Here is a 13,681-nt window from a genome sequence, read left to right as displayed (position 1 = left end):
ACAACCGGCGTGATACCCGTGCAAGATCTCGAACAGCAAAGGCGCGCGGTAATTACTCGCTCAGACGAGAAATCCGCCGACCGGAGCTGGCAATCAAGTAGGTCGCCCGCGCACGTAGCTGGCCGCAGCCACCATCGACGTCCTGCCCGGCGCTGTTGCGCACCTTGGTCAGCACGCCGCGACTGTGAAGGTAGCGGACGATCTCGACGATGCGTTCAGCGCCCGGGCGCTGGTACTGGTCGCCTTCCAGCGCGTTGAAGGGGATCAGGTTGAGCACGCCGAACTTGCCCTTGAGCAGGCGCAGGATGCCGTCGAGTTCTTCCTGGCTGTCGTTGACGCCCTTGAGCAACGTCCACTGGTATTGGATCGGGTAGTCCGTGGCGCGCGCATAGGCCTCACCCTGCTCCACCAGTTCCTCGGGCGTCAGCTTCGGCGCACGCGGCAGCAGATGCTCACGTAGCTCGGCATTGCTGGTGTGCAGCGACAGTGCCAGGGCCGGCTTGATCCGCTGCTGTGGCAGACGCTCGAAGACGCGCGGGTCGCCGACAGTGGAGAACACCAGGTTCTTGTGGCCGATACCGCCATCGGTGCCGAGGCGGTCGATGGCTTCGAGCACGTTATCGAGGTTGTGCGCCGGCTCGCCCATGCCCATGAACACCACCTTCTTTACCGGCCGCACACGCCGTGCCAGCACCAGCTGGGCGACGATTTCGGTGGTGGAAAGCTGGCGCAGCAGGCCGCTCTTGCCGGTCATGCAGAAGCGGCAGCCCACGGCGCAGCCGACCTGGGTGGACACGCACACGCCGCCGCGCGGCAAGAGCACGCTCTCCACCATCTGCCCGTCGGCCAGGCGCACCAGCAGGCGCTCGGAGTTGTCGCCACCGGGATGACGCGAATGAATGGTCGCCAGGGCGTCCAGCTCGGCGGCGATCTGCGCCACGCCATTGCGCACACTCAGCGGCAGGAAATCCGCGGTCGCCTGCCGCTTGGTGCCGGCATCCAGCGGCCTGCCCTGCAGCCAGGCGCGCAGCATCCGAGCGCGGTGCATGGGCAGCGCGCCGAGGTCGGCGAGGCGTTGGTCGAGGTCGGAGATTCGCATGGGGCGCGAATCCTACCACCCGGCGCCGATGCGGCGTAGCGCTGCCGGTCGAGGGCGCTGAAATGTCCGTCCTAGAGCCATCGCCGTGGCAACCCCGCGCATCCTCCTTTGAGATTCGTCTTATTCAGCAACCGTTCATCGGGCCCTACAGTGCCGCCGCCCCCAATCCAATGCAAAAAGGGGCATTTGCATACAAGGAGTAAGAATAAAGAAGTTCCTGAGCGCCGCCGCACTCGTCTCGGTCGCCGCCCTCGCCACCGGCTGCACCAGCTACAACGTCAGCCAGCCGATCGCCCCGATCGCCGGCGCCGTCAAGACCGACCTGAAGGCAGACGTCGCCGTCGGTGGCCCGATCAGCGGACAGTCCCAGGTCAACATCCTGTTCGGCTTCATCAAGTTCGGCGGCGACAGCCAGTATGCCGATGGCGTGACCTACGGCGCCGAAAGCGGTTCGGGCATGAGCCTGGCCGCCTTCGACCCGGTCTCCTCGGTCAAGGCCGCTGCCGCGTACAAGGCCGTGAAGAGTTCCGGTTCCGATCTGATCGTTGCACCGCGCTACGAAGTGAACGTGCAGGATTACTTCATATTCAAGAAGGTGGACGTCAAGGTCACCGGCAACAAAGGCAGCATCAACAACATTCGTTGATGGACGCCGGGCGGGGCACGGTGCCCCGCCTACCGCTGGAGCGACGGAGCATGTGATGCTAGGTTCAGTCCTCATACACCGTAACAGGACGTCTTCATGCGCCGGACCGCTCCCCTCGCGTTCAGCCTCACCGCACTCGCACTCGCCAACTTCGCCCAAGCCGCTCCTCCAGACTTCGACACGAAGGTGAACAAGCTCGCCCAGCAGGTCATGCGCGAGCAGAACATTGCCGGCCTGGCCATAGGCGTCACCGATCACGGCGAGCAGCGCTTCTACAACTTCGGCGTGGCGTCGAAGGAGAGCAAGCAGCCGGTGAGCAGCGACACGCTGTTCGAGATCGGCTCGGTGAGCAAGACCTTCACCGCCACCCTCGCCGGCTTCGCCCAGGCCGCGGGCAAGCTCAAGCTGGAGGACAGCCCGACGCGCTATCTGAAGGAGCTGCGCGGCAGTGCGCTGGACAAGGTGACGCTGATCCAGCTCGCCACCCACACCGCCGGCGGCTTCCCGCTGCAACTGCCCGAAGAGGTTAAGACGCCCCGGCAGCTCACCGACTACTACAGGAATTGGCAGCCGCAATACCCCGCCGGCAGCCAGCGCAGCTACGCCAACCCCAGCATAGCCCTGCTCGGCATCGTCACCGCGAAAGCGCTCGACGTGCCGTTCAAGACCGCGATGCAGCGCAACGTGTTCGCGCCGCTGGGGCTGAGCAACACTCACATCGACGTGCCGGTAACCCGACAAGCCATCTACGCCCAGGGATACGACAAGGACGATGCGCCGGTACGGGTGAACCCCGGCCAGATCGCCGACGAGGCCTATGGAGTGAAATCCAGCAGCCGCGACCTGCTGCGCTTCGTCCAGGTGCAGCTGGGCGAGGTGAAGCTCGGCGACAAGCTACGGGCGGCGGTGGATGCCACTCGCACCGGCTACTACCAGGTTGGCCCGATGACCCAGGACCTGATCTGGGAGCAGTACGCCTACCCACCCAAGCTCGCCGAACTGCAGCAGTACAACGGCAGCAGCATGCTGGAAACCCAGCCGGTGATCGCCCTGCGCAAACCGCTGCCACCGCAGCAGGACGTCTGGGTGAACAAGACCGGCGCCACCGGCGGTTTCGGCACCTACGTCGCCTTCGTCCCGTCGAAGCAGCGCGGCATCGTCATCCTCGCCAACCGCAACTATCCCAATGAAGTGCGGGTGAAGCTGGCCTGGGACATTCTTTCGAAACTCGATTGAGCCGCCGTGCCAGCGGCGACGGCGAATAACCCGTTCCGGGTTATTCGCCCTACGAGGCCGCGCATGGTCGACCCGCTCTGCGGTGCTTTTCGTAGGAGCGAGCTTGCTCGCGAACAGCCCTGCTGCGGTGCCACGCGGTTAGCGAGCAAGGACTGGGCGTCACCCTCGGTCCTGCAGCCCGACCGTGCTTGGGCGCCGCGCCTGTATCGATGGCGATGATGTTCTGAATCAAAATGCCGGTAATGCTCCCTGGCCGCGGAAGCGTTAGCGTGGTGCTCTGACGAAATCCGCCACCCGAGGTTCAGTGCCTTGCCCCGTCTCCCACTGCAACGCGCGCCCATCGACGACTACAGCCACTCGCCGCATTACATTGCCGGGAGATTCCGCAACCTCAAGGCACGCCCGGCCGATATGCCTGAACCGAGCGCAAAAGTGCTCTGGGATGTGCTGTTCAACAAGCCGAAGAACACTGTACCTCGCGCCCCGGTGCCGGTGCGCGCGCTGAGCCGCGACGAACTGGAGCAGGCGCCCGACCGCAGCCTCTACCGCCTCGGCCATTCCACCCTGCTGATCAAGTTGCGCGGCGGCTGGTGGCTGACCGACCCGGTATTCTCCGAACGCGCCTCGCCCTTCAGCTTCGCCGGACCCAAGCGCTTCCACGCGCCGCCGATTGCCCTGCACGACCTGCCGCCGATCCGCGGTGTGATCCTCTCCCACGACCATTACGATCACCTCGACCGCGCGACCATCGCCGTGCTGGCCGAGCGCGCGGAGGTCTTCATCACCCCGCTGGGCGTCGGCGACCGCCTGCTCGACTGGGGCGTGCCGGCAGAGAAAATCCGCCAGCTGGACTGGTGGCAGAGCACCACGGTGGATGGCCTGTGCCTGACCGCGACACCGGCGCAGCATTTCTCCGGCCGCGGCGTGCGCGACGGCAACCGCACTCTGTGGTGCTCCTGGGTCATCGAGGACGACAGCCTGCGCATCTTCTTCAGCGGTGACACCGGCTATTTCGACGGTTTCACCGAGATCGGCCGGCGCTTCGGTCACTTCGACCTGACGTTGATGGAAACCGGTGCCTACAACGAACACTGGCCCTATGTACACATGCATCCGCAGCAGACCGTACAGGCGCACCAGGACCTCAACGGCCGCTGGCTGCTGCCGATCCACAACGGCACCTTCGACCTGGCCATGCACGCCTGGTACGAACCCTTCGAGCGCGTGCTGGAAATCGCTGGCGAGCGCGGGCTCACCGTCACCACGCCGATGATGGGTGAGTGCATCGACCTCGAGGCGCCCCATCAGGGCGAGCGTTGGTGGCGCGGCGTGGTGGCCGAGGAAGCCCGTGCACCGGCGCCGCGCTGTGGCAGCCGCGCTGCACGAGAAAACTGAGTCCTTGCAGGTTGCGAAATCAGTCGCTGGCCAACTCGAATAGTTGCCAGCGCACTGAGCTGACGCCCTTCTCCAGGCTGATGCGACTGACCATGCGCTCCAACTGGCCGGCGGCACCATGGCCACCGAGCAGCTCGGCACGCACTTCCAGTTTCGCCGGGTTGGCCTGGTCCTCGCTGTGCAGCGATTGAAGGCGCAGTTCGCTGCTGTCCAGGCTGTGCAGCATCAGGCTGCGCACCTGGATCTCGTCTTCGGCGCGACAGATGATGGCGACGCCATAACGCTGCTCCGCCTCGCTGGCCGGCAGGACGTCCTGATGGTTGATGCGCTGCGCGATGTCACGCAGCAGGATGTTGGCGCAAAGCACCACCACGCTGCCCAGCGCCGCTTCCAGCAGCAGCCCCATGCTGCACAGCACACCGATGGCGGCGGTGCACCAGAGCGTTGCGGCGGTGTTCAGGCCACGCACGTTCAGGCCATCGCGCATGATCACGCCACCACCAAGGAAGCCGATCCCCGACACCACGTACGCAGCGATACGCGGCGCATCGGCCGATAGCCCCGGCATGGACTGGGTCATCAGCACGAAAAGACAGGCACCGGTGCTGACCAGCGCGTTGGTGCGCAGGCCGGTGAGGCGCTGGCGCAGCTGGCGTTCGGCGCCGATCAGGGCGCCCAGAATGAGTGCCGCGGCAACCCGCAGCAGGAAGATTTTCCAATCCATGTTCCACCTCGTTCGCGGCGCACGGCCGCTCCATGCGCCGGGCGATGCCGGCGCGCATTCAGGTGGTGGATTGAGAGAGGGCGAAGGGCCGGATCGGCCCCGCAGGGGAATGGTGAGACGTCATCCCGTGGCGGGATGCGTATCGCCACTGTCCGCAACGCAGCGAGACAGTGGCAGGGTTCTGCCGGACGGCTCGCTGTTCAGGCCTGTCGCAATCGACCAGGGCAAGTGTCCAAGGCAGGACTCCTTCGTGAATTAAAAAAAGCGACCGGACCCGGTGTGAGCACTGCCCGGGACAGCTCCGGCCGCGAGTCGTCATCATCGCCGAGCTGCCTTAAGGTTTCCTTAGCAGGCTATCGGCCCTACCATGAGCACCCGCACGAACATCACTGGTTATCTGCATGTCGTCCACCGTCACCACCCGGGAACACTGGATCATCAGCGAGAAGGGCCAGCTGTTTGCCCAGGACTGGACGCCCACCGAAACCGTCGGCGAACCCATCCTGCTGCTGCATGACTCGCTCGGCTGCGTGACCTTGTGGCGCGATTTCCCGGAGCAGCTCGCGCGCAGAACCCGTCGCCAGGTGATCGCCTACGACCGCCTCGGTTTCGGCCGCTCCGAGCGCTATCCCGGCGCCCTGCCGCTGGACTTCATAGACGATGAGGCGCGCACCTTCATCCCCCTGGTGCAAGAGCACTTCGGTTTCGAGCGTTGCGTGGTGTTCGGCCACAGTGTCGGCGGCGCCATGGCGGTGGCCTGTGTGGCACAGCATCCGCAGACCTGCGCGGCGCTGATCACCGAATCGGCCCAGGCCTTCGTCGAGCATCGCACCCGCGATGGTATCCGCGCCGCCGAAGTGGAGTTCGCCCGCGAAGGCCAGTTTGAGCGCCTGCAGAAGTACCACGGCCACAAGGCCTTCTGGGTGCTGCGTGCCTGGGTCGATACCTGGCTTTCCGAGGATTTCAGCGACTGGAACCTGGATGCTGAACTGGCGCAGGTGAAGTGCCCGATCCTTAGCATGCACGGCGAGCAGGACGAGTACGGCTCGGCCGCACACCCGGAGCGTTTAACCTCGGTCCCCGGCGTGCCAACGATGCTCAGGCTGCTGCCCGACTGCGGCCACGTTCCGCACCGCGAGCAACAGCCGGCGGTGCTACAGGTGGTCGACGAATTCCTTCAGCGTTATCTGCCCTAGGCCCCGTCGCGCGTGGGCTACGGCGGCTACCGTCTGGCTGGAAAGTTGAATCTAATTCTGCGCGGCACAGTCACAGCGACAGACTGATTTCGCTTCGCAGGTAGGTTCGCACATGTGCCGCCTTCTTCTTCCGTTGTTGCTGCTCACCCTGTTGGCGCCCTCTTCCTTCGCCGCCTCCATCGGCACCTCCACCGACGAGAAAGCCCAGGCCGCGGTGAACAAGGCCGAAGTGCTGGAGCAGCAGGTCGCCCACCCGGCGTCGGCGGTGACCAGCCCGGTACCCATCAGCAAATCCGAGGTCAAGGCGCTGGACCCAGCCGGCAAGGCGCCGCTGGACGACGCCATCGTCTGCCTGTCGCGGACCATCTACTGGGAAGCCAAGGGCGGCGGCAGGGCGGACATGGAGGCAGTGGCCAACGTGGTGCTCAACCGCATGGGCCACGGCGGCTTCCCCGACACCGTGTGCGGCGTGGTAAAGCAGGGCCAGGCACAGAAGCACTGCCAATTCTCCTGGTGGTGCGACGGTCGCTCCGACCAGGTAGAAGAAAAGAACCGCTATGACATTGCCAAGGAAATCGCCCGCCGGGCGCTGAACCAGCAGCTGCGCGACCGCACGCGCGGCGCCATGTACTTCCACGACCGCCACGCCTCGCCTGGCTGGGCGAAGGAATACATCCGCACGGCAGAGACCCACGAGTTCGTCTTCTACAAGCCGCGCGGCGGTGACGCGCGCTAGGGCGCGGAGCCGTCGCGCTGCGCGTCCATCCAGCGCACCAGGGCCTCGCCGAATTCCGGCGGCGCCTTGCGTCCGACACGGCGAGCCAGGTCCAGCACGGTCTGCTGGGCCAGGGCTTCTTCCATGCGCTTCTGCGCGGTGAGCATGACCGCGTGGATAGAGCAGGTGCCGCACGTCGCCCACTCCGGCGGCGAGCCTTCGAACACGGCGCAGCGGCCACGGATGTCGCGGCACTCGAAGATCAGCTTGTCGCCGTCGATGGCCTTGACGATATCCAGTACGGTGATTTCGTCCGCCGGACGCGCCAGGCGGAAGCCGCCGCGCACGCCTTCGGTGGCCGCGACCAGCCCGGCCTTGGCCAGCTTGGTGAAGACCTTGGCGAGCAGCTCCTGGGGCACCCCCTGAAGTTCCGCCAGCATCCGCACGCTGGATTCACGGCTGTCGCCCTTCTCGTCCGTCAGGAACAGCAGGCAGTGGATGCCGTACTCCACGCCCGCACTGTACAAAGCCATTACAAACTCCGACTACATAAGTCGCATTATTTTCAAGCCCTGCCGGGCCTCCGGCAAGCACTTAAGCATGCATTCTGACGATCTGTCACCCGCAGCACGCGGGCCACGACTATCCAGCGCGCCCCACCTCAGTACAGAAGCAGCGGCGGATGCCCGCCCCAACCGTGACGAATGGTCGGAGTTTGCCGCAGAAATCGGTTGCGCCGCCTAACTACGACAAATATAGTCGCAGTTATCCGAGGCGAGCCAGGAAGCGAACCGCTCCGATATCAGGCACTCGGGAACCCCACCACCTGGATTCATCCTTTTCGTCGGAGAGCACCATGAAACAACGCATCCTGATCGTCGGCACCGGTTTCGCGGGCATGTGGAGCGCGCTGAGCGCCGCGCGTCTGCTCGACCTGCACCAGCGCGGCGACATCGAAGTCGCGGTCCTCGCGCCCCAGGCCGAACTGCGCATCCGCCCGCGCTTCTACGAGCCCAACGTGCACCAGATGGCCGCGCCACTGGGCGACCTGTTCGGCGCGGTGGGCGTGAGCTTCATCCAGGGCAGCGCCGAGCAGATCGATGTCGACGGCCGCCAATTGGACTACCGCGACGCCAGTGGCAAGGTCGCCACCCTGGGCTTCGACCGCCTGATCCTCGCCAGCGGCAGCAAGGTCGCCCGCCCCGCCCTGCCGGGCATCGAGCATGCCTTCGACGTGGACGACATCGACCAGGCCGTGCGCCTCGAAAGGCACATCCGCGCGCTGCACCAACTGCCGGAATCCGAAGCGCGCAACACGGTGATCGTGGCCGGCGGCGGCTTCACCGGCATCGAGACCGCCACTGAAATGCCGGCGCGCCTGCGCGAAGTGCTCGGCGCGGACGCCAAGGTGCGCGTCATCGTGGTCGACCGCGGCGCCGAGATTGGCAGCGCACTGGGCGCCACCTCGCAGTCCGTGGTGGCCGAAGCCTCCGCCGAGCTGGGCGTGGAATGGCGCCTGAAGTCCTCGGTGGAATCCATCGACGAGAACGGCGCGACCCTCTCCAGCGGCGAGCGCATCGAGGCGAAAACAGTGATCTGGACCGCCGGCGTACGCGCCAGCTCGCTGACCGAACAGGTTGCCGGCGAGCGCGACCGCCAGGGCCGCCTGCACGTGGACCGCAACCTCAAGGTGATCGGCCAGGACGCGGTGTTCGCCACCGGCGACACGGCTTACGCCGCGACGGACGAAGTCGGCAACTACGCACTGATGACTTGCCAGCATGCCATCTCTCTGGGCCGCTCGGCCGGTAACAACGCCGCCGCCGACCTGCTGGGCGTGGCGCCCATCCCTTACAGCCAGCCCAAGTACGTGACCTGCCTGGACCTGGGAGCCTGGGGTGCGCTGTTCACCGAAGGCTGGGATCGCCAGGTGCGTTTCCAGCGTGAGGAAGGCAAGAAGATCAAGACCGAGATCAACACAGTATGGATCTACCCGCCGGCCGCCGATCGCGCCACCGCGCTGGCAGCCGCTGACCCGATGATTCCGGTCGTGGCCTGATGCGTTGAGCAGAGCCCCGGTTGGCGCAAGCCTTCCGGGGATTATTCATGCCCGAATCACATGATCTTCCCTGTAGGAGCAACTGTATTCTTCTGAAAGTCCGCGTCTGGGTTTTCCCTCTCCCACGCCCTGAAGGGAGAGGGTTAGGGTTAGGGACGATCCGAGCGCAAAGCTATCCGTTAGGAACGGGCAATACCCGCGATCCGCGAGCAGAGCTCGCGAAATCCTCGCAGCCAATCTCAAGTCACCTGCGATCACCGTGATCTGACCTGAGCGCCTGCCTTGCCGGCGGATCGCGAGCGTGGCTCGCTCCTACAGGCGTTGCTTGTTTCGCGGCGCGCAGAGGGATTCAACCATCCGCGCCAACGTATCGATCACTTCCTCGCGCCCCAGCAGCGGCTGAGCCTCGCTCAGGTAGCGCGCAGTGGTGTACTGGACGGAGTTGATGACCACGAAAAGCACCGCCGGCAGGTTGTCGATCCGGTAATCGTCAAAGTGGCGCATCAGGTACTGCCGGCACACCTCCATCATCTGCCGCTCCAAGGACTGGAACACCGGCGCGGAATTGAGCCGGTGCCAGTGTCGCAGCAACTCGCGCTGCGCCGCATCGCCCTCCACCTGCTCGAAGATGCCCTCCAGCACCGCGCGGGTCACGCTGCCGATGTCTGCACCCAATAACGGCGTGACGCGCTGGTGCACCACCTTCATCAGCGTGCCGGCACGCTGCATCAGCAGGGCCTCGACGATCATCTCCTTGTTGGCGAAGTACTGGTAAAGCGAGCCGACGCTCACCCCGGCGCGGCGCGCCACGTGGTTGGTGGTCAGGCCGTCGAGGCCGCGCTCGCCAATCTCCAGCGCCGCCGCCTCGACCAGCACCGCCACCATCTCGCTGGCGCGCTGCTGCGTGGGTTGCTTCCTCATGCCTGCCTCCTGGTGCGAGCCGGATGCGAGTTGAATGCGAGCAAATACTCGCAATAGCGTAATTCGAGGCATTCGCCCGGCCACCCAACCAAGGTATGAATCGATGAGCGCAACCGCCCTGCCAACCCGCCACGGCGCCGACCTGCAGCGCGCCCGACGCACCGCCGCGCCGGTCAAACGTTTCCTCAAGGGACCAAGCGAGCCGGATGCCGCCACCTGGCAGGCCATCGGCGAATCCCTAACGGTAGGCGATGCGCCCATGGATGCGCTGGTGGATTGGATGTTCGATGTCGGGCTCGGCGCCGGTATGCGCCTGTACGAACAGGCGCTGAGCCAGGGCATCGCCACCATCCCCGAGGCACCCGAAGCGCTGAAGACCTTCTTCGGTCAGGTCAACACGCTGCCCGCCTGGGTCGACCTGCAACGCCTCGAAGAGGGTGCCCGCGCCTGCGGCCTGTCCGGGCTCACCGGCATGCGCGTACTGCGTGACCTGGGCCTGCTGGCCGGCTACCAGGCTTCCGGGATCAACCGCACCCTGGTGCTCACCGGCGCGCTGGAGAAAGGCCCGCAGCGGCGCATCGCGGAAACCACCAAATGGTGGATCGACTGCACCCGTCCCGGCGGCATGGCGCGCGGCGCGGCGGGTTATCGCAGCACGCTGCATGTCCGGCTCGTGCATGCCCTGGTGCGACGGCGGGTTTCACGTCTGGAAGAGTGGGACTTCGCCCAGGACGGCCTGCCAGTCAACCAGGGCGACATGCACGCGACCTACCTGGCCTTCTCGGCGATCTTCCTGATCGGCCAGCGCATGCTGGGTGTGCTCCTGAGTCGGCACGAGCGCGAAGCCATCATCCACCTCTGGCGCTACATCGCCTGGCTGATGGGCGTCGAGGAGCGCTGGCTGTGCGACAGCGAGAATGACGCGATCCGTGCGCTCTACCACAACCTGCTGTCCCAGGCGCCGCCGGACGACAGCAGTCGCATCCTCGGCTCGGCACTGGTGGACGAGCCGCTGCAACGCCACTACACCAACTTCGCCTGGCTGCGCGGACATTTGAACCGGGCCATCCACCTGAGCATCGCCGACACCTTCATCGATGCCGACGGCCGTCGCGCCCTCGGCCTGCCCGGCGGCAGCCTGCCCTGGTACCCGCTGCTGACCGCGCCGCCGCGCTTCCTCTTCCACTGCCTGCTTCGCGCAGTGCCCGGCGGCCGCGGCTGGCTGGTGCGCCACGGCCTGCAAAGCCAGGAGGACTACCTGCTCACCCTGTTTGGCGGTGCCGATCCACGGCTGGTCTCGCCGACTCACCTGGCAGCCGAAGACGCACGTCCCTGAAGGCTGTACGACGAAAAATACGGCACTCGAAGCGCCCTTTCGCGCTCCATTGACGGGAAGGCCTTCGAGGAATTGCCATGAGTACACCACCGGAGCTGCTGGAACTACCGCCTGACCTGCACTACGTCGACGACAGCCTGCCAGGCATCAGCCGGCGACGGCTGCGCGGGCGCTTCGCCTACTTCGACCCCGGCGGCGAGCGCATTCGCGTGGAGGCGGAAATCCAGCGCATCAACCAGCTCGCCATTCCGCCGGCGTACATCGATGTATGGATCTGCATCGACCCGCTCGGCCACCTGCAGGCCACCGGGCGCGACGTGCGCGGGCGCAAGCAGTACCGCTACCACCCGCGCTGGACCGAGGTGCGCGATAGCGCCAAGTACGAACGCCTGCTGCGCTTCGGCGAGAGCCTGCCAGCTCTGCGCCGACGCATCGCGCAGGACCTGGCGCAGCCGGGACTGGGGGCGGAAAAGGTCATGGCGACCGTGGTCGAACTGCTCGACCGCACGCTGATCCGCATCGGCAACCAGCGCTACCGCAAGGAGAATCGCTCTTTCGGCCTCACCACGCTGAGTAATCGCCATGTCGAGGTTCAGGGCGCACGCATCCGCTTTGCGTTTCGCGGCAAGAGCGGCGTGAAGCACAGCGTGGACATCGAACACCCGCGCCTGGCGCGCATCCTCCGGCGCTGCCTGGAACTGCCCGGCCAGCAACTCTTCCAGTACCTGGATGAACAGCGTCAGCGACACATGATCGATTCCCGGGATATCAACGCTTACCTGCGCGAGCACGCCGGCGAGGAATTCACCGCCAAGGACTACCGCACCTGGGCCGGTACCACCCTGGCCCTGGAGTACTGCCGCAAGGCGCGCTGGGAGAACGAGAAAAGCGCCAACCGCCAGCTCAAGGCAATCATCCAGCAGGTCGCCGCCGAGTTGGGCAACACCCCGGCGATCTGCCGCAAGTGCTACGTGCATCCACGGGTGATCGAAGCCTTCCTTGCGGGCGAGCTGGTCGGCCTGCGCAAGGCGCGCAAGCGGCAAAATCTCAGTGCCGAGGAGGCCACCCTGCTCGGGTTCCTGGCCCGGCCGCCGTCGTGAGAAGTCAGGAGGCAACGCGCGCGAGGGCAACGACAGCAAGATTGTTCAAGCCAGGGGCGGCGTTTTTCTGCCACGCTGACGGCACTTAACTGCCTGCAAGAAACGTCCATGCCCCAAGACCAGCTTCCTTCCCGCGCCTTCCTCAGTGGCGCCATCGACATCATGCCGCTGTCGCTCGCGGTCCTGCCCTGGGGCCTGCTCGCCGGTTCCCTGGCCATTGACGCCGGGCTTTCGCCGCTGCACGGCCAGGGCCTGTCGGCCATCGTCTTCGCCGGTGCCGCGCAACTGGTAGCCATCGGAATGCTCAAGGGCGGCGCCGGTTTCTTCTCGATCATGATCACCACGCTGTTGCTGACTTCGCAGCACCTGCTCTACGGGATGACGTTGCGCCCGGTGATAGCCGGCCTGCCGGGGCGCTGGCGCGCGGGGCTGGGCTTTCTGCTCACTGATGAATTGTTCGCCTTGGTCAGCGGCCATGACCGCAACACCTTCAACCGCTGGTACGCGCTGGGCGTCGGCCTGACGTTCTACATCGCCTGGAACCTCTTCACCCTCGCCGGCGTGCTGGTGGGTACCAACATTCCCGGCCTCGAGCACCTCGGGCTGGACTTCTCTATCGCCGCCACCTTCGTCGCGCTGATCGTGCCGGTGGTGAAGAACATCCCGACCGTGGTCTGTGTCGCCGTCTCGCTGTTCTGCTCGGTGCTGCTCAGCTACTGGCAGATCGGCTCGGCACTGGTGCTTTCCGGCCTGGCGGGGATGTTCGCCGGCTTCCTCTGCCAGAAATTCTCGGGGGTGCGCGCATGATGGCCTGGGCAGTGATCTTCGGCATGGGGCTGATTGTGTTCTTCAACCGCTACGTATTCCTCGAACCGCGCCTGCCGATCCGCCTGGGCAGCAACGTGCGGCAGTTCCTCGGCTTTGCCGTGCCGGGGATGCTCACGGCGATCTGCGGACCGATCGTGTTCCTACCCGAGCACCAGCTGAACCTGCGCCAGGACAACCCCTACCTGCTCGGCGCCATCGTCGCCGTGGCGCTGGTGCTGTGGACGCGCAACGTGCTGCTCAGCGTGCTGCTCAGCATGGGCGCGTTCTATCTGCTGCGCTGGTGGCTATAGGGGCTGGCGGCAAAGGCCCGAAAAAAAGCCCCGGCACATGACCGGGGCTTTTTCATTCAGGGCGGGCCGTCAGGGATTGGCGATTTCACCGCGCTGCCACTGCTCCTCGCGGCTGGCCAGGCCCTGGCCGATGTCG

At 65.6% G+C, this 13,681-nt stretch carries 14 protein-coding genes; 10 read left to right on the top strand and 4 right to left on the bottom strand.

Annotated elements, in window-relative coordinates:
* Nucleotides 1-52 precede the first annotated feature (52 nt).
* Nucleotides 53-1,099, bottom strand: a complete 1,047-nt coding sequence (locus ACIPK7_RS29250) for an RNA methyltransferase (RefSeq protein ID WP_401091838.1) — start codon at nt 1,097-1,099, stop codon at nt 53-55.
* A gap of 205 nt (nt 1,100-1,304) precedes the next feature.
* Between ACIPK7_RS29250 and ACIPK7_RS29245 the strand changes: the two genes are divergently transcribed.
* The 3 genes from ACIPK7_RS29245 to ACIPK7_RS29235 all read left to right on the top strand — a co-directional run bounded on the left by ACIPK7_RS29245 (nt 1,305) and on the right by ACIPK7_RS29235 (nt 4,376).
* Nucleotides 1,305-1,745: a hypothetical protein gene (locus ACIPK7_RS29245; protein ID WP_024763830.1), complete on the top strand. Its 441-nt coding sequence runs from the start codon at nt 1,305-1,307 to the stop codon at nt 1,743-1,745.
* A 96-nt stretch (nt 1,746-1,841) separates the two neighbouring features.
* The gene (gene ampC / locus ACIPK7_RS29240; protein WP_401091836.1) at nt 1,842-2,981 is read left to right on the top strand and encodes a class C beta-lactamase; all 1,140 of its coding nucleotides are present in this window, start codon (nt 1,842-1,844) and stop codon (nt 2,979-2,981) included.
* A 309-nt stretch (nt 2,982-3,290) separates the two neighbouring features.
* Nucleotides 3,291-4,376 carry an MBL fold metallo-hydrolase gene (locus tag ACIPK7_RS29235; RefSeq protein ID WP_401091835.1) on the top strand — a complete coding sequence of 362 codons (1,086 nt, stop codon included), beginning with the start codon at nt 3,291-3,293 and terminating at the stop codon, nt 4,374-4,376.
* 19 nt (nt 4,377-4,395) lie between these two features.
* On the opposite strand, the gene ACIPK7_RS29230 is transcribed toward ACIPK7_RS29235, so the two are convergent.
* The gene (locus tag ACIPK7_RS29230) at nt 4,396-5,100 is read right to left on the bottom strand and encodes an MgtC/SapB family protein (RefSeq protein ID WP_401091833.1); all 705 of its coding nucleotides are present in this window, start codon (nt 5,098-5,100) and stop codon (nt 4,396-4,398) included.
* 401 nt (nt 5,101-5,501) lie between these two features.
* Here ACIPK7_RS29230 and ACIPK7_RS29225 point away from each other — a divergent pair, with 401 nt between their 5' ends.
* Complete coding sequence (locus ACIPK7_RS29225) at nt 5,502-6,296, top strand: alpha/beta fold hydrolase (protein ID WP_401091831.1); 795 nt, start codon at nt 5,502-5,504, stop codon at nt 6,294-6,296.
* A 112-nt stretch (nt 6,297-6,408) separates the two neighbouring features.
* Nucleotides 6,409-7,032 carry a cell wall hydrolase gene (locus ACIPK7_RS29220; RefSeq protein WP_401091829.1) on the top strand — a complete coding sequence of 208 codons (624 nt, stop codon included), beginning with the start codon at nt 6,409-6,411 and terminating at the stop codon, nt 7,030-7,032.
* Here ACIPK7_RS29220 and ACIPK7_RS29215 read toward each other — a convergent pair.
* Entirely contained in the window at nt 7,029-7,544 is a 516-nt protein-coding gene (locus ACIPK7_RS29215; protein ID WP_401091827.1) for an RrF2 family transcriptional regulator, read from the bottom strand. The two genes, ACIPK7_RS29220 and ACIPK7_RS29215, sit on opposite strands and share 4 nt — an antisense overlap.
* 323 nt (nt 7,545-7,867) lie before the next feature.
* Here ACIPK7_RS29215 and ACIPK7_RS29210 point away from each other — a divergent pair, with 323 nt between their 5' ends.
* Nucleotides 7,868-9,070, top strand: a complete 1,203-nt coding sequence (locus tag ACIPK7_RS29210; protein WP_401091825.1) for an NAD(P)/FAD-dependent oxidoreductase — start codon at nt 7,868-7,870, stop codon at nt 9,068-9,070.
* A 312-nt stretch (nt 9,071-9,382) separates the two neighbouring features.
* Here the strand turns inward: ACIPK7_RS29210 and ACIPK7_RS29205 are convergent, their stop codons facing one another.
* Nucleotides 9,383-9,991 (bottom strand): TetR/AcrR family transcriptional regulator, encoded by a 609-nt coding sequence (locus ACIPK7_RS29205; RefSeq protein WP_192430936.1) that lies wholly within the window; start codon nt 9,989-9,991, stop codon nt 9,383-9,385.
* A gap of 103 nt (nt 9,992-10,094) precedes the next feature.
* On the opposite strand from ACIPK7_RS29205, the gene ACIPK7_RS29200 reads away from it, so the two are divergent.
* The 4 genes from ACIPK7_RS29200 to ACIPK7_RS29185 all read left to right on the top strand — a co-directional run bounded on the left by ACIPK7_RS29200 (nt 10,095) and on the right by ACIPK7_RS29185 (nt 13,545).
* A complete protein-coding gene (locus ACIPK7_RS29200) occupies nt 10,095-11,327 on the top strand; it encodes an oxygenase MpaB family protein (protein ID WP_401091823.1) in 1,233 nt (410 codons plus the stop codon).
* A 77-nt stretch (nt 11,328-11,404) separates the two neighbouring features.
* Nucleotides 11,405-12,427 carry a DNA topoisomerase IB gene (locus tag ACIPK7_RS29195; RefSeq protein WP_401091821.1) on the top strand — a complete coding sequence of 341 codons (1,023 nt, stop codon included), beginning with the start codon at nt 11,405-11,407 and terminating at the stop codon, nt 12,425-12,427.
* Nucleotides 12,428-12,535: 108 nt separating this feature from the next.
* Nucleotides 12,536-13,234 carry an AzlC family ABC transporter permease gene (locus tag ACIPK7_RS29190; RefSeq protein ID WP_401091819.1) on the top strand — a complete coding sequence of 233 codons (699 nt, stop codon included), beginning with the start codon at nt 12,536-12,538 and terminating at the stop codon, nt 13,232-13,234.
* Nucleotides 13,231-13,545 carry an AzlD domain-containing protein gene (locus ACIPK7_RS29185; protein WP_192430932.1) on the top strand — a complete coding sequence of 105 codons (315 nt, stop codon included), beginning with the start codon at nt 13,231-13,233 and terminating at the stop codon, nt 13,543-13,545. The genes ACIPK7_RS29190 and ACIPK7_RS29185 overlap by 4 nt, the downstream gene beginning before the upstream one ends.
* Nucleotides 13,546-13,681: the final 136 nt, after the last annotated feature.

The organism is Pseudomonas sp. NPDC086581, from assembly GCF_044746165.1.
Lineage (GTDB): Bacteria > Pseudomonadota > Gammaproteobacteria > Pseudomonadales > Pseudomonadaceae > Pseudomonas.
This window is presented reverse-complemented; position numbering and strand designations above follow the sequence as displayed.